Genomic DNA, 22,326 nt, shown 5'->3' with positions numbered 1-22,326 from the left:
GAAGCCTAGGCCTGGGCAGCGGGCGGTCGCACCACGCTGATCGTCTTGCGGCCACGCTTGATGCCGAACTCGACAGCGCCGGGGGCTTTCGCGAACAGCGTGTCATCGCCACCGCGGCCGACGTTGGTGCCGGGATGGAAATGAGTACCCCGCTGCCGCACCAAAATCTCGCCGGCCTTGACGGTCTGACCGCCGAAGCGCTTGACGCCCAGCCGCTGGGCGGCGGAGTCGCGACCGTTGCGTGAGCTGGATGCGCCCTTTTTGTGTGCCATGTTCGCCTCCTGCTACTTGATGCCGGTGACCTTGAGGACCGTCAGCTGCTGACGGTGACCCTGCCGCTTGTGGTAGCCGGTCTTGTTCTTGAACTTGTGGATACGGATCTTGGGGCCCTTGGTGTGCTCGAGCACCTCACCGGTGACGGCCACCTTGGCCAGATCCGCTGCGTCGGTGGTGACGGTCGCTCCGTTGACGACGAGCGCGACCGGTAGCGAGACCTCCGCACCCGGTTCCGAGTCGATCTTCTCGACCTTGACCACGTCGCCAACGGCGACCTTGTACTGCTTGCCACCGGCCTTGACGATTGCGTATGTGGCGTTCTCGGCTGCCATCATTCCTCTTCGTATCGTGGGCGCGCGCTACCGGTCGGTGCGCGAGCGGGTCTGTGTCGCGGGCTCGTTGAGATCCCGCTGTCGCCGGCCGGGCCTGGCGACAACTGCTCAAGGTTACGTGAGCAGCGGGTAGAGGGTCAAACCGCGCCCCAACCGGCCACGGTCAGTCCCCATGGACGGGTGGGCCGGCGGGGCGCGCCGCGGCCCGGCGGCGTGCACGGCGCGGTGGAGCGGTCACGATCACCCGCCCGACGGTTGCATGTCTGTCGTCGGCGCCGGTGTCCTCGTGGGCCTCGGGTTCGGGCTCGGAATCGTCGTCGAGAACTTCGATGTCATCGTCGATGCCTTCGTCCTCGTCGTCCGCGTCCAGGTCGATTTCAACATCCTCGACATCCTCGCCATCCTCGACATCGGAGTCGTCGTCCTCGTCGGCGTCGTCGAACTCGGCATCGGCGTCCTCGTCGACGTCCTCCTCATCGTCGACGTCGACGTCGTCCTCGTCTTCGACATCCTCGTCGGTGTCGTCTACGGTGTCGTCCTCATCGGTGTCGGCATCCAGGTCATCGTCGACCAAATCCTCCTCGGCCACATCACGAGCGACCTGCTCGGCGACACCCCCGATGTGTCCGGCGTCGCCGACAATCAGAGCGTCGATGAACTCGTCGTCATCCTCGTGCCGGCCATTCGCCGCTGCCATCGCCTTGAACATCGGGTGCTCACCGGGAGCATGGCTCGGCACCTTGGCCACCGGCACATCCTCGAGCTTGCCACCGCGCTTGCCCCTCTTGCCCCGGCGACCACTCGACTCGGGTTTGCGCGTGACCGGCTGCGCGGAGTCGACGGGATCGGCGTGCAGCAGGATGCCCCGGCCCGCGCAGTGCGGGCAGGCCGTCGAGAACGCCTCGATCAGCCCGGTGCCCAACTTCTTACGCGTCAACTGCACCAGCCCCAGCGACGTCACCTCGGAAACCTGATGTCGAGTCCGGTCCCTGCCCAGTGCCTCGGTCAGGCGGCGCAGCACCAGATCCCGGTTGGATTCGAGCACCATGTCGATGAAGTCGATCACCACGATGCCGCCGATGTCGCGCAGCCGGAGCTGGCGCACGATCTCCTCGGCCGCCTCGAGATTGTTCCGGGTCACCGTCTGCTCCAGGTTCCCGCCGGAACCGGTGAACTTGCCGGTGTTGACGTCGATGACGGTCATCGCCTCGGTGCGGTCGATCACCAGAGTGCCGCCTGACGGCAGCCACACCTTGCGATCCATCGCCTTCGTCAGCTGCTCGTCGATGCGGTGAACCGCGAAAACGTCAGGGGCCGTCCCGGCGCCGGACGGCACGGCGGGCTGGTACTTCGTCAGGCGGCCGACGAGGTCTGGCGCGACCGAGTTCACGTACGCGTTGATGGTGTCCCAGGCGTCGTCACCGGCCACGATGAGGCCGGAGAAGTCCTCGTTGAACAGGTCGCGGATCACCTTGACCAGAACATCGGGCTCCTCGTAGAGCGGGACCGCGGCGCCGGCCGCCTTGCCCTTGATCTCACCCGCCTTGGCCTCGATCTTCGTCCAGCGTTCCTGCAGCCGATTCACGTCGGCGCGGATGTCGTCTTCCTTGACGCCCTCGGACGCAGTGCGGATGATGACGCCGGCCTCGGCGGGGACCACCTCACGCAGGATCTCTTTCAGGCGCTGGCGTTCGGTATCGGGCAGCTTGCGGCTGATGCCCGTCGACGACGCGCCGGGCACGTAGACGAGGTAGCGCCCCGCAAGGGAAACCTGGGTGGTCAGCCTGGCACCCTTGTGTCCCACCGGATCCTTGCTGACCTGCACGACGACATAGTCACCGGGTTTGAGGGCCTGCTCGATCCTGCGGTTCGCCCCGCCCAGACCGGCGGCCTCCCAGTTCACCTCGCCGGCGTACAGCACACCATTGCGGCCGCGGCCGATGTCGACGAACGCCGCCTCCATCGACGGGAGAACGTTCTGGACGATGCCGAGGTAGATATTGCCGACCAGGGACGCCGACGCCGCCGATGTCACGAAGTGCTCGACCACCACCCCGTCTTCGAGCACCGCGATCTGGGTGTAGCGGGCACCCTCGTGCGGGGGTTCGGTGCGCACTTTGTCGCGCACGACCATGACCCGCTCGACGGCTTCGCGGCGGGCCAGGAACTCGGCCTCCGACAGAATCGGCGGACGGCGCCGTCCGGCGTCACGCCCGTCGCGGCGCCGCTGACGTTTGGCCTCCAACCGGGTCGACCCGGAGATGCCCTGAATCTCGTCGGCGTCGGACTTGTCACCCTTACCACCCTGGCGTGGTTCGCGTTCGTGCACCACGGTGTTGGGCGGGTCGTCGGGCGCGGAGCCGTTGTCGGAGTCCTCACCGGCACCCGACTTGCGCCTGCGCCGACGCCGGCGGCGACGGGTGCCACCGTCAGTGCCTGCGGCGTCTTCGTCGCCGGCCTCGTCGTCGGAGTCCTCATCGGATTCCTGGTCGGAGGGTTCGGCGCGATCCTCTCCCACGTCCTCCGCGCGCTCGGGCGCGTCGTCACTCTGCTCGCCGCGGCCACGACCACGGCCACGACGCCCACGGCGCCTGCGGCGCGCGGCGGGACGCTCACCCTGATCCTCGTCGGACTCCAGCGCGGCGTCGTCGTCCTCGTCGTCGTCCTCTTCCTCCTCGGAGTCGAAGGAGATCGGCTGAGGCGCCACGAACAGCGGCAGGTAATCCGCGCGTTCGCCACCGGGCTGGGGGGCGGTTTCGAGGATGAGTCTGGACTCCGGCTCGTCGGCGACCACGTACTCGGCCGCGCCGGGGAGATCCTCGACGACCCATACTTCTTCAGGTACTTCGACAGGTTCGTCAGGGAAGGCGTACGCGACTTCTTCAGCCACAGCGTCAACAACCTCAGCGACAGCGTCAGCAACCTCAGCGACAGCGTCAGCAACCACGTCCGGGGCGAACGCCGTGTCCGCGACGACGACCTCCACCACGACGTCCGTCGGCGCCTCGCCGACGGGTGCGACCTCGGGCGTTGCGACCTCGACGGGAGCCGCCTCCTGCGGCGGAGCTCCGCCCTCGGCTTTGTCCAACACCTCGCGGACGCGCTCGGCCTCGGTCTTGTCGACCGTGGAGTGCGCGCTGCGCTGACGTCCGTCGAGTTCGGCCAGTGCGTCGAGCACCCGCTTGCTCGTGGTGCCCAGGACCCTGGCCAGCGAATGGACCCTCAGCCGCTCGGGCAGGCCCACAGGCGGCTGGATCTCTTCTGATCGGTCCTCGGTCGGGGCTTGAGCACTCTCATTGTCGGCCACGTATTCTCCTCAAGCCCCCGGGCGCGTCGTGTCGACGCGGCCACGCGAGGGCTTCCGCTCTTATGCCCGGGATGCTTTCCCCGGACTTGTTGTGGTCTCGCTCCGAGTGGGTTCCGGTTGAACCGCCTCGGTGCCTGGCTGAATGATGGCTGGACGGTGGGCGCCACACCGCACGGGGCGATGGTCGCGCTCGTCTGAGTCTTCATTCGGGCGGCCGGGCCCCGGAGTGAGGCCGACAACCCGGCACCAGTATCCCATATCGCGGGTACCGGACTGACCAGGCGCTGCGGGAGACTCCCGGATCGTTCAGACGCCGGGGAACCAGAGCTCGATTTCGCGTTCCGCGGATTCGGGTGAATCCGAACCGTGGACGAGGTTGTCCTGAGTGACAAGCGCCAAGTCACCGCGGATCGTCCCGGGTACGGCTTTCTCGACGGGATCGGTGCCGCCGGCGATCTGGCGGAACGCCGCCACCGCCCGCGGGCCCTCGACGATGGCCGCCACCACCGGCCCCGACGTGATGAACTCGAGCAGCGAAGGGAAGAACGGTTTGCCCTCGTGCTCGGCGTAGTGCTGCCTGGCGAGGTCATCGGTGACGTTCTTGAGCTCGAGGGCCGCGATGGTCAGGCCCTTACGTTCAATTCGGCTCAGGATCTCCCCGATGAAGCGGCGCTTCACGCCGTCGGGCTTGATCAGTACGAGAGTCCGCTCGGTCACGGAGACAAACAGTACCGACCCGCGGACCTGAGGAGCGAATCAGGCCGTCGGACACGGGTCCGCTCACGCCGAGACCGGTAATCAATCGGGCGGCAGCTGCTGGCCCGGCAGCAGTCCTTGGTCTTGCCGTCGTTTCACCTCGGTGCGCAGGTAGGCGATCAGCGCCCACACCCCAGCGAATATCGCCCCGATGAACCCCACCCCCACGTGCAGTACGGCGCCCGCGATCACCGCCAACTGCAGTCCGAGGTTCACCCAGATCGCCCATGGCCGCCCCTGCAGCCCCGTCAGCAGCACCATCACGACTGCCAGACCGATCAGGTACCCCGCACTCCACGGACTCAGACCGCCTGACGCGTTGGCCACCACCGGCAGCGCCAGCAGCACGACGATGGCCTCCAGGATCAGCGTGCCCGCCATGACGCCGCGGAAGCTCTTCCAGGGATCGGGTCCGCGCTGAGGAGAGGTCACTGGGGATCCTTGCCGAACAGGGTGCGCGCCGCGCCAGCGGTGACGACGGAACCGGTGATGACGATTCCGCTGCCGGCGAGGCCCTCGCCGTCGTGGGCGGCTTCCTCCACGAGCGCGGTGGCCGATTCGATCGCGTCGGGCAGCGTCGCGGCGGTCAGGACACGGTCGGGGCCGAATTGCTCCTCGGCACGCGCGGCGAGCGCCTCGACGTCCATGGCCCGTGGTGAGCCGTTGTGTGTGACCACGATCTGGTCGAACGCGGGCTCCAGCGCCGTGAGCATGCCGTCGACATCCTTGTCGGCCATCACCGATACGACGCCGACCAGAAACCGGAAGTCGAACTCCTGCTGAAGGGCGAGCGCCAACGCGGCGGCACCGGCGGGATTGTGCGCCGCGTCGATGAAGACCGTGGGGGCGCTACGCATGCGCTCCAGCCGGCCGGGGCTGGTGGCCGCGGCGAAACCCGCGCGCACGGTGTCGACGTCGAGTTGGCGCTGGGCACCGGCCCCGAAGAACGCCTCGACGGCGGCCAGGGCGAGCACGGCGTTGTGCGCCTGATGCTCCCCGTGCAGGGGAAGGAAGATATCGGAGTACACCCCGCCGAGCCCCTGTAGCTCCAACAGCTGGCCACCGATCGCGGTCTGGCAACCGAGCACGGCGAATTCGGAATCCTCTCGGGCCACCGCGGCATCGGCGCGTACCGCCTGGGCCAGCAGCACGTCCATCGCCTCCGGCGGCTGCTGCCCGATCACCGCGACGGTGTCGGTGGGCACCAGGTCGTCCTCCTGTTTGACGATGATGCCTGCCTTCTCCCCGGCGATCTCTGCGATCGTATTGCCCAGGTAGTCAGCATGATCCAGCCCGATCGGGGTGATGACGGCGACGGGAGCCGTGACGACGTTGGTGGCGTCCCACCTGCCGCCCATGCCGGTCTCGATGACGGCCACGTCGATTGGCGCGTCGGCGAACGCCGCGAAGGCCATCGCCGTGACCACCTCGAACTTGCTCATACGCGGGCCCCCCGCGGCTTCGGACCGCTTGTCGACCAGTTCGACAAACGGTTCGATCTCGCGGTAGGTCGCCACGTAGCTGGCGGGGCTGATCGGTTTTCCGTCGATGGAGATGCGCTCGACCGCCGATTGCAGATGCGGGCTGGTGGTCCGGCCTGTGCGCCTGCTGAACGCGGTGAGCAGGGCGTCGACCAGTCGCGCCACCGACGTCTTGCCGTTGGTCCCGGCGATGTGGATGGAGGGGTATCCGCGTTGCGGAGAACCGAGCAGCTCCAACAATGCCGCGATCCGCGCCGTCGTCGGCTCGATCTTGGTCTCCGGCCACCGCTGGTCGAGCAGGTGCTCGACCTGTACGAGCGCCGCGATCTCGTCGGGTGTCGGTTCGGTCATGCCTGCCCGGCCAGCCCGGCGAGGCGGGCGGTGATCCGGTCGACCTCATCGCCTGCGAGTTGCTGGCGGTCGCGGATCTTGGCCACCACCGCGTCGGGCGCCTTGGCCAGAAACGCCTCGTTGTCGAGTTTGGCCGTGGTGCCTGCGAGTTCCTTCTGCGCGGCGGCCAGGTCCTTTTCCAGGCGGCGACGTTCGGCGGCCACGTCCACGGTGCCCGAGGTGTCCAGTTCCACCACCACGGTTCCGTGCGTCAACCGGACCTCGACCGACGCCGTCGGCGCGAACCGCGCGTATTCCTCTGTGCCGTAAGGCAATTTGGTCAGCCAGGCCAGCGCGTACACCGTGGGTTCCTGGTCCTCCTGATCGACCTCGGTCATCCCGCGCAGGATCGCAGGCACCTTCTGCCGGTCGGCCAGGCCCTGGTCGCTGCGGAACCGGCGGATCTCGGTGACCAGCTTCTGCATATCGGCGACACGCCGTGCGGAGGTGACATCCGGTGAACGACCCGACGCGATCGGCCAGTCGGCGATGACCAGCGACTCCACATTTCCCGTCGCTTCGCTCGCCCCGGCCCGCCCGGTCAGGGCCTTCCACAGCACCTCGGTGACGAACGGCATCACCGGGTGCAGCAGCTTGAGCAACGTGTCGAGAACGGAGGCCAGCACCGCAGTGGTGTGCCGGACCCCTTCCGCGAGTTGCACTTTCGCCAGCTCCAGGTACCAGTCGCAGAACTCGTCCCAAGCGAAGTGGTAAAGCGATTCGCAGGCGCGGTTGAACTCGTATGAGCCGAACGCATCGTCGACGTCGGCGCGAACCTCTTCCGCCCGACCCAGGATCCACAGGTCGGCGTCGGTGAGTTCGTCGTCCGGCGGCAGCGGCGCCAGGGCCGCGCCGTTCATCAGGGCGAAGCGGGTGGCGTTGAACAGTTTGGTGGCGAAGTTGCGGGACGCGCGGGCATGGTCCTCGCCGATCGACAGGTCGCCGCCGGGGCTGGCGCCGCGGGCCAGGGTGAAGCGCAGCGCATCCGCACCGAACTTGTCCACCCAGTCCAGCGGGTCGATGCCGTTGCCACGTGACTTGCTCATCTTGCGGCCGAACTCGTCGCGAATCAGGCCGTGCAGGAACACGTTCCGGAACGGCACCTGGGGTCCGCGACTGCCCTCGAGGGTGATTGCGGGGTCGCTGCCGACGAAAGTTCCGAACATCATCATCCGGGCGACCCAGAAGAACAGGATGTCGTACCCGGTGACCAGGACCGTCGTCGGGTAGAACTTGGCCAGATCGGCGGTGTGGTCGGGCCAGCCCATCGTGGAGAACGGCCACAGCGCCGACGAGAACCACGTGTCCAGCACGTCGGGATCCTGTTCCCACCCCTCAGGTGGCGTCTCGCCAGGTCCGACGCACACCGTCTCGCCGTTGGGGCCGTGCCAGATCGGGATCCGGTGGCCCCACCACAGTTGCCGCGAGATGCACCAGTCGTGCATGTTGTCCACCCACGCGAACCACCGCGGCTCGAGGCTCGCCGGATGAATCACGGTGTCGCCGTTGCGAACCGCGTCACCCGCCGCCCTGGCCATCGAATCCACCTTGACCCACCACTGCAGGGACAGCCGCGGCTCGATGGGCTCGCCGCTGCGCTCGGAATGCCCGACGCTGTGCAGGTAGGGACGCTTCTCGGCCACGATGCGGCCCTCGGCGGCGAGCGCCTCACGCACCGCAATCCTGGCCTCGAACCGATCCATCCCGTCGAATTGCGTTCCGGTGTCGGCGATGTGGCCCTTGGCGTCCATCATCGAGGGCATCGGCAGCTGATGGCGCAGCCCGATCTCGAAGTCGTTCGGATCATGTGCCGGGGTGACTTTCACTGCGCCGGTGCCGAATTCGGGATCGACGTGCTCGTCGGCGACGATGATCACGGTCCGATCCACGAACGGATGCGGCACGGTGGTGCCCACCAGGTGGCGGTAGCGCTCGTCGTCGGGGTGCACCGCGATGGCGGTGTCGCCCAGCATCGTCTCCACCCGGGTGGTGGCGACCACGATGTGCGGCTCGTCGTCGCGCATCGAGCCGTAGCGGAACGACACCAGCTCACCCTCGACGTCCTCGTACTTCACCTCGAGGTCGGAGATCGCCGTCTGCAGCACCGGCGACCAGTTCACCAGCCGTTCGGCCTGATAGATCAGGCCGGCGTCGAAGAGCCGCTTGAAGATCGTGCGCACCGCGCGGGACAGGCCGTCGTCCATGGTGAACCGGTCCCGGCTCCAGTCGACGCCGTCACCCAGGCGGCGCATCTGGCCGCCGATGGTGCCGCCGGAGTCGTGTTTCCAGTCCCACACCTTGTCGATGAACAGCTCGCGGCCGAAGTCTTCCTTCGTCTTGCCGTCGACGGCGAGCTGCTTCTCCACCAGCGTCTGGGTGGCGATACCGGCGTGGTCCATACCCGGCAGCCACAGCACCTCGAAGCCCTGCATACGCTTGCGCCTGGTCAGCGCGTCCATCAGGGTGTGGTCCAGCGCGTGGCCCATGTGAAGGCTGCCGGTGACGTTCGGCGGCGGCAGCACGATCGAGTAGCCGGGCTTGGGGCTGGTGGGGTCGGCCTGGAAGTAGCCGGCGTCGACCCAGCCCTGGTACAGATCGACTTCTACCGCCCCGGGATCCCACGACTTGGGCAGGGCGTCAACGCCCGGGTCAGCTGCGGGATGGGAACTGGCGGTCACCGCGCCATTCTAGGAAGACCGGACAGAGGGGCGCGAAAGCCCCCGCCCAGCGAGCGGGAGCCATCGCGCGCACGCGGTCTACTTCTTGCCGCCGAGCAGCCCGCCGAGAATCTCGCCGATGGGGTTGCTCTGGCCGCCGCTCCCGCCACCGAGCACACTTCCCAGGATGCTGCCGAGCGGGTTGTTTCCACCACCGCCGCCCCCGCCGAGGATGCTGCCGAGGAGGTCACCGATGCCGCCTGCCGGCGCCGACGCCGGGGCACCCGCACCCGCGGGCGCGGCCTGGCCGCTGGAGAACTGCTTGCCGATATAGGCGAGCACGATAGGAGCCAGGATCGGGAGCAACCGTTTGATCAGGTCGCCGCCGCCGGCCCCGGTGCCGGCCAGGGCCGAGGCCACCGCACCGCTGTTGTTGCCGCCGAAAATGTTGGCGACGATCTTGTCGCCGTCGTCCTCGTCGACATCGTCGACGGTCACCCCGCCGTCGAGCAGACCACTGGCGGCGTGCTTCTGGGCGGCGTTTTCGATCTTGCCTGCCACCGCGTCGTCGTCCTGGGCGTTCTGGGCGAGTCCGCCGACGAGTGCGGGCACCAGCGTCTGGATAGCGCTGGTGACCTCAGTCTGGTCGGCGCCGAGCTTCGCCGCGATGTCCTGTACCGGGATCTGCGCGAACAGATCATCTAGAGCCGCCATGTCACTCACCTTCGTTGCTGGGTCGCGCGGAACTCTGACTCCTTTGCCGACACTAGCCCAAACCACCTGCGCTGACAGGGGTTCGGCGCGTGCCGATCAGTTCAGTCGCGAAGTTTCCAACTTGACACCGGCCGCTGGCAATCGGGTCAGCAGCGCATCGCCCATCGCCGCGGCGGGCGTCAGCACGCCCCGCAGCTCGGAAAGCCTGTCGCGGTCGAACGCCAGCGCCAGCGCGGACTGTCCGAGCAGCACTGAGGTTGCCTTGTAGCCAGGGTCGCCGCGCTGGGCCATCGTCGCCTTGTAGCGGGCGCCGCTCGTTGTCGTCGTGTACGTCTCGACCGTGTAATGCCCGCGCTCGCGCCTGCGTTCATCGGGTCCGGTCCCCGGCTTGGGCGCGACACGGTCGATCAGGGCGCGCGGCAGGAACCGGAAGTAGCGGGTGCCCAAGCCGAACACCGCGGCATTGCCAGCGGTGCCCATCGCGGCGGCGACCGGTGCGAGCGGCGAGGAGCCCAGGCTCATCTGCTCCGCGTAGCGGAAACCCCTGCCGTAGGCCCAGTTTTGTAACGCATTGCTGCGTCTGACGATTCGCGTGTTGGTCGGTGCCATCAGGAACGCCCCGGTCCAGATGTCCGCAAGCTCGGGCGCGATGTCCCCACCGCGGCGCACGACGGTGTCGGACTGCCGGCCGAAGTCGGGCTCGGCGGCGCGGTCGGGGCTCAGCGAGTAGGGATCGTTGAGCAGGCGGCGCGCCTCGGGATCGTTGGACGCCGCGTCCGCCAACCCGAAGAACGATGCGGCGGTGCCGCCGGAGAACCCGGCCGCGAAGCCGCGCAGCACGAGATTGGTCTCGGTGAGTGTTCCGGTGTCGTCGCGTTGCGCGTGCTTGTAAAGCGCGTACACCGTGAGATCGGAAGGAATGGAATCGAATCCGCACGCATGCACGATGCGTGCGCCGGTATCAACAGCCTGCTTGTGGTGCAGGTCGATGCTGTCGCGGACGAAGATCGGCTCACCGCTCAGATCGGCGTAGTCGGTACCGGCCGCCGCACACGCCGCCACCAGCGGCATCCCGTACTTCATATACGGCCCCACCGTGGTGACCACCACCCGCGTCGCGGCGGCCATCGCAGCCAGGCCGGACGGGGAAGCGGCGTCGGCGGTGAGTATCGGCCAGGTTCTCGCCGCCTCACCCAACGACTCCCGCACCGCCAGCAGCCGCTCAGCCGACCGGCCCGCCAGGGCGATCCGGGCCTCGCCTGCGGCGCCGGCGAGGTATTGGGCTGTCAGCCGCCCGGCGAATCCGGTCGCCCCATAGACGACAATGTCGTAGTCGCGGTCGTCCTCGGCGCATTCGCGGCCGTTTTCGCGCTGATTGTCACTCGCGCTCACCGCCTCGACGCTACCCCAGCGTTTCCGGCAGTTCGGCCTCCTGGCCGAGCACGTGCGTGCTCAGAAACCCCGTGACGACCTGGTACCAGATCTTCGCGTGTTGAGGGCTCAGCACCCAATGTCCCTCGGACGGGAAATAGAGGAAACGGTGCGGGCTGCTGCCGGAATCGTCGGCGGGGGCCGCGGAGAGGGTCAGCAGCTCGTACCACAGCCGCAGCGCCTCGCCGATCGGCACGCGGTAGTCCCGGTCCCCGTGGATCACCAGCATCGGCGTGCTGATCTGGCGGACCGAGCCGTGCGGGGAGTTGGCCGCCGTCATCTCCCGCGTCATCTCCCGTGCCCACCAGTAGGCGCCGTCGGTGGTGGATCCGAACTGGTCCAGCGCCCATAGGCTGGCGTGGGTGACGATCGCGCCGAATCGGTCGGTGTGCCCGGCGATCCAGTTGGCCATGTACCCGCCGAACGATCCGCCCATTGCCGCCGTGCGGGTCTCGTCCACGCGCGGGTGAGCGCACGCCGCGTCGGTGGCCGCCATCAGGTCGGTGTACGGCGCGGCGCCCCACGCACCCCAGCCCCTCTGGATGAAGTCCTGACCGTAGCCGGTGGACAGCGCCGGATCCGGCAACAGCACCGCGTAGCCGCGGGCGGTCAGCAGCCACGGATTCCAGCGCCAATGCCACGCATTCCAGCTCCCCAGTGGACCGCCGTGGATCCAGAGCACCAGTGGGGCCGGATCGTGGCCGTTGGGCAGGGTGAGCCATGAGCGGATCGGTGTTCCGTCCCCGGCTGCCGCGGTGACCTCGGCGAGTGTCCCCGGCAGCGTGGGCAGTTCGACGCACGGGAGCACCGTGACGCCGCCGTCGGGGTTGATACGCACCGGATGCGGTGGAGTCGCATATGAGCTGCGCAGGGCGAAGATCACCCCGCCCGGCGCGGTCGCGACGTCGGTGTAGGTGAAGTCGCCGTCGGTGAGCCGTCGCACCGCCGACCCTTCCCCGCTCGCCGGATCGACCGAGAAGATCGGGCCGCGACCGTTTTCGTCCGCGGTCACGATGAGCGACGCGCCGTCCGTCGACCAGGCCACCGACGTGGGCCAGCGGTCCCAGTCGGTCGCCACTTCCACGGGTTTATAGCCGAAATTCATGTGGCACAACGTGATCCGGGGCGCATGATCGGGTGTGGAGATCGTTTCGCGCAGGAACGCCAGCGCGGTGCCATCGGGTGAGATCGCGGGTGATCCGAGATCGGCGGCTGGGTCGTCGGCGATGACGGTCCGCTCACCGGTTGCGACGTCGACGCGGACCAGCGTGCTTCGCACCGAGGCGCCCGGTCCCGGCACGTGCCAGGACGACACCAGGAACTCGCCGCATGCACTGACGTCGAAGCCGGTCTCGCGCAGCGCGTCCCCGGGGCCGGGCGTGAGGTCGCGGGCGCCGCAGGCGTCGAGCAGGTGGGGCTGGTCGGGACCGATGTCGTGATCCCAGTGCCGCACGGGGTAGCCGGAGTGCAGGATCGCCGAGATCTTCCCGGCCTTGCGCTGGTGACGCCGCCGCTCGTCGTCGTCGATGTCGGTCGAGGAAGGCAGCAGCGGAGCGGCGACGACGGTGACCGCCGCCCGCCGCGCGCACCGCACCATCTGCACGCCGCCCGGCGCCGCCAGCTCGGCGACGGCTTCCCCGCCCGCGGCGGGCAACCGCCACAGCGCGGCGGGCGGCTTGTCGTCCTCCGCGGTCGGCCGGGCGGCAAGGAACAGGAGATCACCCTCGGCGGTGAACACCGGCGAGGACTCCCCCTTCGCACCGTGGGTGAGCCTGCGGGCGGGCCGCTCGCCTGCGGGATCCAGCTCCCATATCGAGGTCACATACTCGTCGCGCTTCTCACTGAGCTCGCTCACCGTCGTCACCAGCCGGGACCCGTCGGCGGATACCGCAAGGCCCGCGACCCGCGGCAGCGCGAGGAAGTGATCGAGGTCGCCGATGGGCGAAGGGGGGACGGTCACGTCTCGTTCGTAACACACCGCTCCGACCACAGGAATCGGGGCGTTTGGAGACAGTCCCATGGACACTGCCAGCCACTTCCCCGCGGCTACGCCCGCGCGTAGGCACGTCGCGGATTTCCCGCCGATGGTCTTCACAGCGAATTAACACACGGTGACAGGCGGGACACACGCTGCCAGCTAGCGTCAAGGTTCGTACACCGTCAGTACTCGATGAGCACTACCAAGAAACCAATTTCCTTCCCCCAGGATTAGGCAGAGGTTGCGCATGACACCTGAAGTCGAGGACGCAATATCGTCCATGGCAGCAGTGAACAACGAGTTCTTCTACTGGGTCTCCATCGCCTTGATGATGCTGATCCACGCCGGGTTCCTGGCCTACGAGGTCGGTGCATCGCGGTCCAAGAACGTGCTGGCCACCGCGATGAAGAACCTGCTCGCATTCGCGACGATCGTTGCCTCGTTCTTCTTCGTCGGCTGGTTCCTCTACAACGCCATGCCCAGTGGCTTCATCGAATTCAACGATGCCGCCAAGGCGGCGCTCCCGTGGAGCGACAACATGGGTCCCAACGTCCAGGACCCGGCCTCCGGCATCTTCTGGGGCGCGTTCGCACTGTTCGCCGCCACCACCGGCTCGATCATGTCGGGTGCGGTGCTCGAACGGATCCGCACCAGCGCCTTCCTCGTGCTGACGGTGCTCGTCGGTTCCGTCGTCTGGATCATCGGCGCGGCGTGGGGCTGGCACGGCGCCGGCTGGATGCTGACCAAGCTCGGCTTCCACGACGTCGGCGCGGCCGGCTGCGTGCACATGATCGCCGGTTTCGCCACGTTGGGCGTCTTGATCAACCTGGGGCCGCGCATCGGACGGTTCCTGCCCGACGGAACGGCTGTGACCATCCGCCCGCACAACCTGCCGTTGACCATGCTCGGCCTGATGCTGATCTTCACCGGCTTCTTCGGCTTCCTGATGGGCTGCGTCATCTACGGACCCACCGGGTACGCGACGATCTACGGCAGCCCCACCACGTTGTCGGCGTTCACGTTCAACACCCTCATGGGCCTGGCTGGTGGCATCATCGGCGCCTACCTGACCTCCAAGGGTGAGCCGTTCTGGACGATCTCCGGCGGCCTGGCCGGCGTCATCGGTGTGGCCTCCGGTATGGATCTGTACTACCCCGGCCTGGCTTTCGTCATCGCGCTCGGTGCGGGCGCTCTGATCCCCTACATCGGCAAGCTGATCGAGAGGTTCAAGATCGACGACGTCGTGGGCGCCGTCACGGTGCACGGCGGCATCGGTCTGTACTCCGTGCTGATGGCGGGCGTCTTCCTGCACGGCTATCCCAACACCGACGGCAATCCCTCTGTCACGTTCTGGGGCCAGGCGATCGGTGCGGTGATTTTCGCGGCGCTCGGCTTCATTCCCGCGTACCTGGCGTCGCTGGCACTCAAGAAGGTCAAGCTGCTGCGCATCCCCGCCGAGGTGGAGGAGCAGGGCCTCGACCTCGCCGAGGTGCCCGCCACCCCGTACCCGGAGGGCATCCCCATCACCACGATGCGCGTCAACGGAGCCGTTCTGGCCGTCACCGAGGAGGTGAAATAAACGATGTTCAGCCCCATCGACAGCTATGACGATGCCGGAGTCGTCTTCACCTTCGGCGGGTTCTCATTCGGCGCGATTGCGATGTTCATCCTCGCCGTGGCCCTGTTCGTCGGGTTCTTCCTACGGATGGTCCAGCACGAGAATCACGCGTACAAGGCGATCGTCGACCACACGCCGATCGAAGCCGGACCCGCGGCCGAAGGCGAGCCGCCGGTCTACTGATCCCGTCTGCTCGCGGGGGTATGGCGCGGGGTCGGCGACCGGCATCTCGCCTCGATAGCGGCGCGGTCGGCTTTCGCGCTGCCCGTCAGCGAGGGCCGAATGCAGTCAACGGGTTGAGCAGCGTCGTGCAGAGCTGACGCAGATCGACGATGCCGAACACGCTGCCGGCCCGGATGGCGCCGCAACCGGTGGTCGGGGCGGCGGGTACGGCCCAGACAGCGGGAATGCCGACGGGGGTTCCGCCCCGCACGCCGCAGGTCGGCCAGGCGCCGATGCCCTGGGTGGCGAGCACCCGCTCCGCCACCATGATCTGCTCCTCACGCGAGGCACTGGCAGGTGAGCCAAGGCCACCGTGAGAAGCCCAGGTGGCCTCTTTGAACTGCAGGCCTCCGTAGTGCCCGTTGCCGGTGTTGCTCGCCCAGTTACCGCCGGACTCACACTGCGCGATGGCGTCCCAGTTGACGGTGTCGGCACCGGCGGCGGCCGGTGAAAGCACCGCGGGCGCGAGTGCGAGCCCTCCGGCGACGGCGGAGAGCCACAGGCTCCTGGTCAGTGCACTACGGATGTTCTTCACTTCAGGCCCTTCCCCGACCTTGGACACCAGTGCCGCGACCACACTTCGTGTGACGCAGTCATCCGTTCCTTCGGGTGATAGGCATCACGTGTTACAGGGGAGACTAAAGTTTCTGAAATTGACTTTCTGGATTATTGGGTCGTTTGAGGCAAAAGAGACAGCGCCGGATTTATCGGTTCGTGATCAGCCCGGCCCGACAACTGTCTCATCTGTCACATCTACCCCATTCGCCTCATCCACCCCAAGGTTCGGCCAGGTGTCAGCCGCGACGTCCGCACACCGGCCACGCGCCGATGCCCTGCGTCTGCAGCACGTTCTCGGCGACGCGGATCTGCTCCTCGCGCGATGCCTGGTGCGGCATCCCGTCACCGCCGTGGCCCCGCCAGGTCCCCAGCGCGAACTGCAAGCCGCCGTAATAGCCGTTCCCGGTGTTGATCGCCCAGTTGCCGCCCGACTCGCACTGTGCGACGGCATCCCAGTTGACGGCGTCCGCATTGGCGGTACCCGCACCCAGGGAGACGGTGGCCACGGGGGCCACGAAAAGCGCCCCAGCGATGGTGGCCAGCCCAAACTTCTTGCGGATGTTCTTCACTTCATTCCTCTCGCCAAGCGCGCGCCATCGCCACCCGCTGACGCGGGTGCGGGAGCCTGAAAACAGGCAGGAGAATTCGGGTCGCGCCGTCTCGGTCAGGCACGACAGAGGGAGGCCAGATAAGCCTCGCCGGGCGCGGTGTCCCGACAGCCGCGCGGGCGCTACACCCGTTCCGCGGCCCTACTCACACGCAGGTTCTTGGTATTGAAATTGTTTGCCCCATTGCCGGAGACATTAGGACGGTACAAACAACGGGTCGATAAGTCATATTGAGAACGGACCGATCCCAGTTAGATCACGATCAGATCACGGCAGACCAAAATAATGGTTTACGCAGGTCAAGTAGACAATTGGAACGCCGGAGCGCGACCCCTACCGCGCACGAAAACGTGAGTCAAATCACGCACTTTTTGTGACCTTGACCACGTCCCGCCGCCATCGACGTCGGACGACGGTCCCGATCGAGACGACACAAGCAGGAAAGACGCAGGTAGAAGCCCTTGCGCCGGCGCGAGTTCGTTCCTCATCGCAGGTAAACCATTCGCTGGGCAGTCACATCAGCCCGACCGAGGCGCTGTGCATCGAATACTATTGGGGGACAGTAGATTTAGAATCAAACCGCCGTGATGGGCGAGGCCACGGGAAATCCTGCCCGCGCGCACCACAACGCGTATGAACATGAATTCTGTTCGTATAGAACATATTTCACCCGTTCTGCACTGGTATTCGGTTCCCGAACCGATACCACGCAACAGTCGGCGCTCGCAAGACACCCTTTCAGTTGTCGCAGAGTCCCTTTCCCGCGCGGGAACCCGAAAGGTGAGACACACGTGGCGGACCGGGCTCACGAGCCGGAGGGAACCCAAACCTGCACCCGCACAACGGATCCCGCTCAAACTAGGCGGAAGGTGACCAACGGCACGTCGTCCCACCTGCAACAGCGGCCACACTATAACGATTCGGTAATAGCGACATTATGAACGCATAATAGGCGCAACCTACCATTTCGAGTATTGATAAAGTCAATGCACGAATTTGCTGACCGGCTGCGGTCAGCGCAGGTCGGCCACGGTGTTGACGTTGGTCAGCGACCGCTGTTCGGGCATGACGATCCGCTGGGTGTCGACGGTATCCACCAGCGAGCGCATGCTGCGCTCGCCCGCGGCGACGAGCGCGGTGATCTGGTCGACAAGCGCGGTGCGGTACACCCCGGCCAGGTAGTGATCGCGACCGTCCCACGGAAGCACCACGTCGGCGTCGACCCGCCCGGCGAACGCCGCCAACTCGTCGATCAGGTCCGCGGAGAGAAACGGCATGTCGACCGCGCTGACATAAGCCCATGGGCAGCCCGCGTCGGCGGCGGCACGCAGACCGCGACCCGTCGCCAGCAGCGGGCCGACTCCGCGGACCTCGTCCCTCAGTACATGGGCCGAGCCGAGCGGCGGCAGCGCCTGGCCCGGTGCTGCGATCACGAACACCGGCGAACAACGCTTGGCCACCACGGAAACCACACGTTCGACCAGGGTGGACCCGTCATAGGGCAGGGTCGCCTTGTCGCGGCCCATCCGGCGGGACGCACCGCCCGCCAGCACCACCGCAGCAAGACCCGTGGGCAGCCCGGTGGGTGACGTCACGTTAGTCGACAGTCCAGGTGTCGGGACCCCGCAGCAGTGCCTGCAGGGCAGCGGTGTGGTGCGCCTTGGTGTCCTTGGCCAGGCTCACCTGCGCGCGCGCGGCGTCGTCGTAAGTGGGACGGCTGACCTGCCGGAAGATGCCCATCACCATGTGTTCGAGGTTCTGCTCGGACAGCCGGGACAGGGCGAACGCATACGCGGGATCCTGCAGCTGCGCGTCGTGGACGACGATCTCGTCGGCCGACACGTCGGCGGTCTTGGCGATCTCCAGCCCGTAGCCGTTCTTCACGACGCAGTACTCGCCGGAGCCGCCGAACGTGATCGGCTCGCCGTGGCGGACGTTGATCAACCGCTCCTCGGCGCCATCCTTGCGCAGCGCGTCGAATGAGCCGTCGTTGAAGATCGGGCAATCCTGCAGGATCTCGACCAGAGCGGCGCCACGATGCGCCGCCGCCGCGCGCAGCACCTCGGTGAGTCCCTTGCGGTCGGAGTCCAGCGCCCGCCCGACGAACGTGGCATCGGCCCCGAGTGCCAGCGACACCGGATTGAACGGGTAGTCCACCGAACCCATCGGGGTCGACTTGGTGATCTTCCCGACCTCCGAGGTGGGCGAATACTGGCCCTTGGTCAGTCCGTAGATCCGGTTGTTGAAGAGCAGGATCGTCATGTTGATGTTGCGCCGCAGGGCGTGGATCAGGTGGTTGCCGCCGATGGACAGCGCGTCGCCATCACCGGTCACCACCCACACCGACAGATCCTCGCGGGCCAGCGCCAGCCCGGTGGCGATCGCCGGTGCCCTGCCGTGGATCGAGTGCAGGCCGTAGGTCTCCAGGTAGTACGGGAACCGGCTCGAGCAGCCGATGCCGCTGACGAACACGATGTTCTCGCGCCGCAGACCCAGCTCGGGCAGGAAGTTGCGGATGGTGTTGAGGATGACGTAGTCACCGCAGCCGGGGCACCAACGCACCTCCTGGTCGCTGGTGAAGTCCTTGGCCTTCTGCGGCTGGTCGGTGGTGGGCACCCCGCTGGTCTTGGTCAGACCGCTCGTCAGTCCCAGATCCACTCCGATGAGGTCAGTCATGTGCTTGCTCCCACACCATTCACGCCCGCGATGGCTGCTTCCAGCCGTGCGAGTTCGGCCTTGCCGGATTCTCTGTCAGCCAGCGTTCCATCGAGGGCGGCATCGATGATGCCTTCGACCTCGTCGGCGAGGAACGCCATCCCTTCCACCTTGGTCACCGATTGCACATCGACCAGGTACTTGCCGCGCAGCAGCAGCGCGAGCTGACCCAGGTTCATCTCCGGCGCCACCACTTTCGGGTAGTGCCGCAGGACGTCCCCGAGGTTGGCGGGGAACGGATTGAGGTTACGCAGCTGCGCGTGCGCGACCTTGATCCCCTTTCGCCGCGCCCGCCGGCAGGCCTCCCCGATGGGGCCGTAGGAGCTACCCCAGCCGATCATCAGCAGCTCGGCATCACCGGTCGGGTCGTCCACCTCGAGATCGGGCACCGGGATACCGTCGATTTTGGCCTGGCGCAGCCGCACCATCAGGTCGTGGTTCTTCGGTTCGTAGGAGATGTTGCCCGAACCGTTGGCCGACTCCAGGCCACCGATGCGGTGTTCCAGCCCCGGTGTCCCCGGCACCGCGAACTGGCGTGCCAGCGTCTCCGGATCCCGGGCGTAGGGCTGGAACGGCTCACCCTCCTTGACGAAGGTGTGCTTGATGGCCGGGTAGGCGGCCACATCGGGGATGCGCCACGGCTCCGAACCGTTGGCGATCGCGCCGTCGGACAGCACGATCACCGGGGTGTGATAGGTCAGCGCGATACGCACCGCCTCGATGGCGATGTCGAAGCAGTCCGACGGTGAGCGGGGTGCGATCACTGCAACAGGCGATTCGCCGTTGCGGCCGAAAAGGGCCTGCAAAAGGTCGGCTTGCTCGGTCTTGGTGGGCAGTCCCGTGGAGGGGCCGCCGCGCTGCACGTCGATCACCAGCAGCGGCAGTTCGGTCATCACCGCAAGGCCGATCGCCTCGGACTTCAGCGAAATACCGGGACCGGACGTGGTGGTGACGCCGATCGCGCCGCCGTAGGAAGCACCGATCGCCGCGCTGATCCCGGCGATCTCGTCCTCGGCCTGGAAGGTGACGACGTTGAAGTTCTTGTGCTTGGACAGCTCGTGGAGGATGTCCGAGGCCGGCGTGATCGGATAGCTGCCGAGCACGACCTGAATCCCGGACAGGTGCCCGGCAGTGACGATGCCGTACGCCAGTGCGGTGTTGCCGGAGACCTGCCGATACTCACCGGCGGCCAGCGCGGCCGGCGGCACCTCGTAGGTGGTGCCGAACGCCTCGGTGGTCTCGCCGTAATTCCATCCGGCGCGCAGCGCCAAGACGTTGGCCTCGGCGACGTCGGGCTTGCGGGCGAATTTGTCGCGGATGAAGTTCTCGCTGTGCTCGAGTTCCCTGCCGTACATCCATGACAGCAGGCCGAGGGCGAACATGTTCTTGGCGCGCTGGCCGTCCTTCTTGGACGCGCCGATCGCCTCGACGGCACCCAGCGTGAGGGTGGTCATCGCGACCGGCTGCAGCACGTAGTCCGCGAGCTCGTCGGTCTCCAGCGGGTTGGCGTCGTAGCCGACCTTGGCCAGGTTGCGCTTGGTGAACTCGTCGGAGTTGGCGATGATCAGGCCGCCGCGGGGCAGGTCCCCGACGTTGGCCTTGAGTGCGGCCGGGTTCATCGCCACCAGGACGTCGGGGCGGTCGCCCGCAGTGAGGATGTCGTAGTCGGCGATCTGAATCTGGAACGAGGAGACGCCGGGCAGCGTGCCCTGCGGGGCGCGGATTTCGGCGGGATAGTTGGGCTGGGTCGCCAGGTCGTTGCCGAACAACGCCGCTTCTGAAGTGAACCGGTCGCCCGTGAGCTGCATGCCGTCGCCGGAGTCGCCCGCGAAACGGATGACGACCTTCTCCAGCCGTTGCCGGGTGCGGGTCGGAGCCTCCAGGGAGTCGTTATCACCCGGGCTGGCTCCGGTGCCGTTCAGACCCATCCCCTTGCCTTTCGCGCTGTTGCGGTGGCACCCGCCGAGTCGCGGTCGGATATGACGCGCCATCGGGCGGACGGCCACCAGAAAGTTTAGATGTCACTCGCAGTACCGATTATTGCACTTCTCTTAGGCGCCGCTTTACCACATCGCTGTTCGACACGCGGGTAAGGGTTGGCGGAATCCGCTGCTCAGCGACATGAAGGTGGGCGGCGCTTCCGGCTGGATGTGGTGTTCGTCACGTTCCCGCGGAGGCCTTTTCTAAGGAAATAGTTACCCGTCGGTAGCTAACCGCTAGCACTATCCGGGCAGGTTGTAGGGCGTGATGACCTGGATCGGGACCGGACGCGCGGGCTCGGCGGGCAGCGCGCCCTGCTGCTGCAGGATCAGCCGCATCGCCAGCCGCGCATCGGCACGCAGATCGTTGTGTAGGACGGCCGAGATGCGTCCCTCGCGAAGCAGTCGCCGGTTGTCGACGTCGAGATCGTGGGCGATGAACACGCGGCAGGGCCGGCCCAGCTGTTCGAAAGCCGCAACCGTGGCCGCGTTTCCGCCCCCCGCGGAGTAGACGGCCGCGACGCCGGGATTCTCACGCAGCGCGTGTAGAACCAGCCGCTCGTTGGTGGCGTCGATACCGTCGCTGTCGCTGACCTCGATGATGGTGCGGCCCGAGCCGCGCAGCACCGCCCGGAACCCCACCTCACGCTCGCCCTCACCCCGGAACACGGTCCGGCTCAGCGTGATCAGGACATCCGACGGATCCGGCCCCAGCCATTGATCCATCAGATACGCCGCCGTCATACCGGCCCCGTGGTTGTCGATGCCGACGTATCCGCAGCGCGCGCTGGTGGGCACGTCGGTCGTGTAGGTCACCACCGGTACGCCGGATGCCACCACCCGGTCGACGGCCTCGACCACTTCCGGTTCGTCCTGCGCCTTCAGCAGGACGCCGTGGCTGCCGCGGATCCGGCCGAGCACGTCGACCATCTGCGCGGTGGTCCCGGCTTCCCACAAGTGGAATCGTGCCCGCAGCATGGCGGGCGCGAACGCGGGCAACTCCGCCTCGACCGCGGCGCGAAAGGCATCGGAGAACCGCTGGGGCGTCTGCATGACGACGTCGATGAGGTAGCGCCGTCCGTTGAGGCGCAACTGCGCTCGTTGTTTGTCCAGGTCGGAGATCGCCCGCAGCACCTCGGCACGGGTGGCCTCCCGCACGCCCGGCCGGTCATTGAGGACGCGATCGACCGTCGCCTCACTCAGTCCCGACTGCTGGGCGATCTCACGAACCTTGTAGCGGTGGGCCAGAGTGCCTTCCCTTCGGTCGACCGTTCGGCCCCAACGCTACGCCGTTGAGGGCTTTT

Annotated in this window: 17 protein-coding genes and 1 pseudogene; 2 read left to right on the top strand and 16 right to left on the bottom strand. The window is 67.0% G+C overall.

All coding sequences use genetic code 11. The features are described from left to right. Window positions 1–5: 5 nt before the first annotated feature. The 10 genes from rpmA to ADBZ6K_RS19640 all read right to left on the bottom strand — a co-directional run bounded on the left by rpmA (window position 6) and on the right by ADBZ6K_RS19640 (window position 13,364). Window positions 6–272, bottom strand: coding sequence for a 50S ribosomal protein L27 (gene rpmA, locus ADBZ6K_RS19685; RefSeq protein ID WP_526349771.1), 267 nt, complete (start codon window positions 270–272; stop codon window positions 6–8). Between the two features lie 12 nt (window positions 273–284). Next, window positions 285–608 (bottom strand): 50S ribosomal protein L21, encoded by a 324-nt coding sequence (gene rplU / locus ADBZ6K_RS19680; protein ID WP_526349768.1) that lies wholly within the window; start codon window positions 606–608, stop codon window positions 285–287. Window positions 609–771: 163 nt separating this feature from the next. Continuing rightward, window positions 772–3,915: a ribonuclease E gene (rne, locus tag ADBZ6K_RS19675; RefSeq protein WP_526349766.1), complete on the bottom strand. Its 3,144-nt coding sequence runs from the start codon at window positions 3,913–3,915 to the stop codon at window positions 772–774. A 306-nt stretch (window positions 3,916–4,221) separates the two neighbouring features. Continuing rightward, complete coding sequence (gene ndk / locus ADBZ6K_RS19670; protein ID WP_526349764.1) at window positions 4,222–4,632, bottom strand: nucleoside-diphosphate kinase; 411 nt, start codon at window positions 4,630–4,632, stop codon at window positions 4,222–4,224. An 81-nt stretch (window positions 4,633–4,713) separates the two neighbouring features. Further along, complete coding sequence (locus tag ADBZ6K_RS19665) at window positions 4,714–5,052, bottom strand: DUF4233 domain-containing protein (RefSeq protein ID WP_526349881.1); 339 nt, start codon at window positions 5,050–5,052, stop codon at window positions 4,714–4,716. 47 nt (window positions 5,053–5,099) lie between these two features. Continuing rightward, window positions 5,100–6,503, bottom strand: coding sequence for a bifunctional tetrahydrofolate synthase/dihydrofolate synthase (folC, locus tag ADBZ6K_RS19660; RefSeq protein WP_526349762.1), 1,404 nt, complete (start codon window positions 6,501–6,503; stop codon window positions 5,100–5,102). Beyond that, window positions 6,500–9,220, bottom strand: coding sequence for a valine--tRNA ligase (locus ADBZ6K_RS19655; protein ID WP_526349760.1), 2,721 nt, complete (start codon window positions 9,218–9,220; stop codon window positions 6,500–6,502). Before ADBZ6K_RS19655 ends, folC begins: the two co-directional genes overlap by 4 nt. Window positions 9,221–9,298: 78 nt before the next feature. Continuing rightward, window positions 9,299–9,913 (bottom strand): DUF937 domain-containing protein, encoded by a 615-nt coding sequence (locus ADBZ6K_RS19650; RefSeq protein ID WP_526349758.1) that lies wholly within the window; start codon window positions 9,911–9,913, stop codon window positions 9,299–9,301. 96 nt (window positions 9,914–10,009) lie between these two features. Then, the gene (locus ADBZ6K_RS19645; RefSeq protein WP_526349756.1) at window positions 10,010–11,305 is read right to left on the bottom strand and encodes a saccharopine dehydrogenase family protein; all 1,296 of its coding nucleotides are present in this window, start codon (window positions 11,303–11,305) and stop codon (window positions 10,010–10,012) included. 10 nt (window positions 11,306–11,315) lie between these two features. Next, window positions 11,316–13,364 carry a S9 family peptidase gene (locus tag ADBZ6K_RS19640; RefSeq protein WP_526349754.1) on the bottom strand — a complete coding sequence of 683 codons (2,049 nt, stop codon included), beginning with the start codon at window positions 13,362–13,364 and terminating at the stop codon, window positions 11,316–11,318. Window positions 13,365–13,569: 205 nt separating this feature from the next. On the opposite strand from ADBZ6K_RS19640, the gene ADBZ6K_RS19635 reads away from it, so the two are divergent. Next, window positions 13,570–14,901 (top strand): ammonium transporter, encoded by a 1,332-nt coding sequence (locus ADBZ6K_RS19635; RefSeq protein WP_526349752.1) that lies wholly within the window; start codon window positions 13,570–13,572, stop codon window positions 14,899–14,901. Window positions 14,902–14,904: 3 nt separating this feature from the next. Further along, complete coding sequence (locus tag ADBZ6K_RS19630) at window positions 14,905–15,123, top strand: hypothetical protein (RefSeq protein WP_526349750.1); 219 nt, start codon at window positions 14,905–14,907, stop codon at window positions 15,121–15,123. An 85-nt stretch (window positions 15,124–15,208) separates the two neighbouring features. On the opposite strand, the gene ADBZ6K_RS19625 is transcribed toward ADBZ6K_RS19630, so the two are convergent. The 6 genes and pseudogenes from ADBZ6K_RS19625 to ADBZ6K_RS19600 form a co-directional block, all read right to left on the bottom strand. Further along, a complete protein-coding gene (locus ADBZ6K_RS19625; protein ID WP_526349748.1) occupies window positions 15,209–15,697 on the bottom strand; it encodes a transglycosylase family protein in 489 nt (162 codons plus the stop codon). A 259-nt stretch (window positions 15,698–15,956) separates the two neighbouring features. Next, window positions 15,957–16,190, bottom strand: a pseudogene (locus ADBZ6K_RS19620) (transglycosylase family protein); the annotation flags it as partial. 1,151 nt (window positions 16,191–17,341) lie between these two features. Next, entirely contained in the window at window positions 17,342–17,923 is a 582-nt protein-coding gene (gene mobA / locus ADBZ6K_RS19615) for a molybdenum cofactor guanylyltransferase (protein ID WP_526349746.1), read from the bottom strand. Window position 17,924: 1 nt separating this feature from the next. Then, a complete protein-coding gene (locus ADBZ6K_RS19610) occupies window positions 17,925–19,004 on the bottom strand; it encodes a thiamine pyrophosphate-dependent enzyme (protein WP_526349744.1) in 1,080 nt (359 codons plus the stop codon). Beyond that, window positions 19,001–20,971: a 2-oxoacid:acceptor oxidoreductase subunit alpha gene (locus ADBZ6K_RS19605; RefSeq protein WP_526349742.1), complete on the bottom strand. Its 1,971-nt coding sequence runs from the start codon at window positions 20,969–20,971 to the stop codon at window positions 19,001–19,003. Before ADBZ6K_RS19605 ends, ADBZ6K_RS19610 begins: the two co-directional genes overlap by 4 nt. Window positions 20,972–21,265: 294 nt before the next feature. Continuing rightward, a complete protein-coding gene (locus ADBZ6K_RS19600) occupies window positions 21,266–22,270 on the bottom strand; it encodes a LacI family DNA-binding transcriptional regulator (RefSeq protein ID WP_526349879.1) in 1,005 nt (334 codons plus the stop codon). Window positions 22,271–22,326 lie beyond the last annotated feature (56 nt).

The organism is Mycobacterium sp., assembly GCF_044223235.1.
GTDB lineage: Bacteria > Actinomycetota > Actinomycetes > Mycobacteriales > Mycobacteriaceae > Mycobacterium.
This window is presented reverse-complemented; position numbering and strand designations above follow the sequence as displayed.

Excerpts from the sequence above, each read along its gene's own strand:
- ADBZ6K_RS19665 (WP_526349881.1), bottom strand. The coding sequence starts at position 5,052 with ATGGCGGGCACGCTGATCCTGGAGGCCATCGTCGTGCTGCTGGCGCTG.
- ADBZ6K_RS19640 (WP_526349754.1), bottom strand. The coding sequence starts at position 13,364 with ATGGGACTGTCTCCAAACGCCCCGATTCCTGTGGTCGGAGCGGTGTGT.
- ADBZ6K_RS19605 (WP_526349742.1), bottom strand. The coding sequence starts at position 20,971 with ATGGGTCTGAACGGCACCGGAGCCAGCCCGGGTGATAACGACTCCCTG.
- rpmA (WP_526349771.1), bottom strand. The coding sequence starts at position 272 with ATGGCACACAAAAAGGGCGCATCCAGCTCACGCAACGGTCGCGACTCC.
- ADBZ6K_RS19630 (WP_526349750.1), top strand. The coding sequence starts at position 14,905 with ATGTTCAGCCCCATCGACAGCTATGACGATGCCGGAGTCGTCTTCACC.
- ADBZ6K_RS19650 (WP_526349758.1), bottom strand. The coding sequence starts at position 9,913 with ATGGCGGCTCTAGATGATCTGTTCGCGCAGATCCCGGTACAGGACATC.
- ADBZ6K_RS19635 (WP_526349752.1), top strand. The coding sequence starts at position 13,570 with ATGACACCTGAAGTCGAGGACGCAATATCGTCCATGGCAGCAGTGAAC.
- rplU (WP_526349768.1), bottom strand. The coding sequence starts at position 608 with ATGGCAGCCGAGAACGCCACATACGCAATCGTCAAGGCCGGTGGCAAG.
- folC (WP_526349762.1), bottom strand. The coding sequence starts at position 6,503 with ATGACCGAACCGACACCCGACGAGATCGCGGCGCTCGTACAGGTCGAG.
- ADBZ6K_RS19610 (WP_526349744.1), bottom strand. The coding sequence starts at position 19,004 with ATGACTGACCTCATCGGAGTGGATCTGGGACTGACGAGCGGTCTGACC.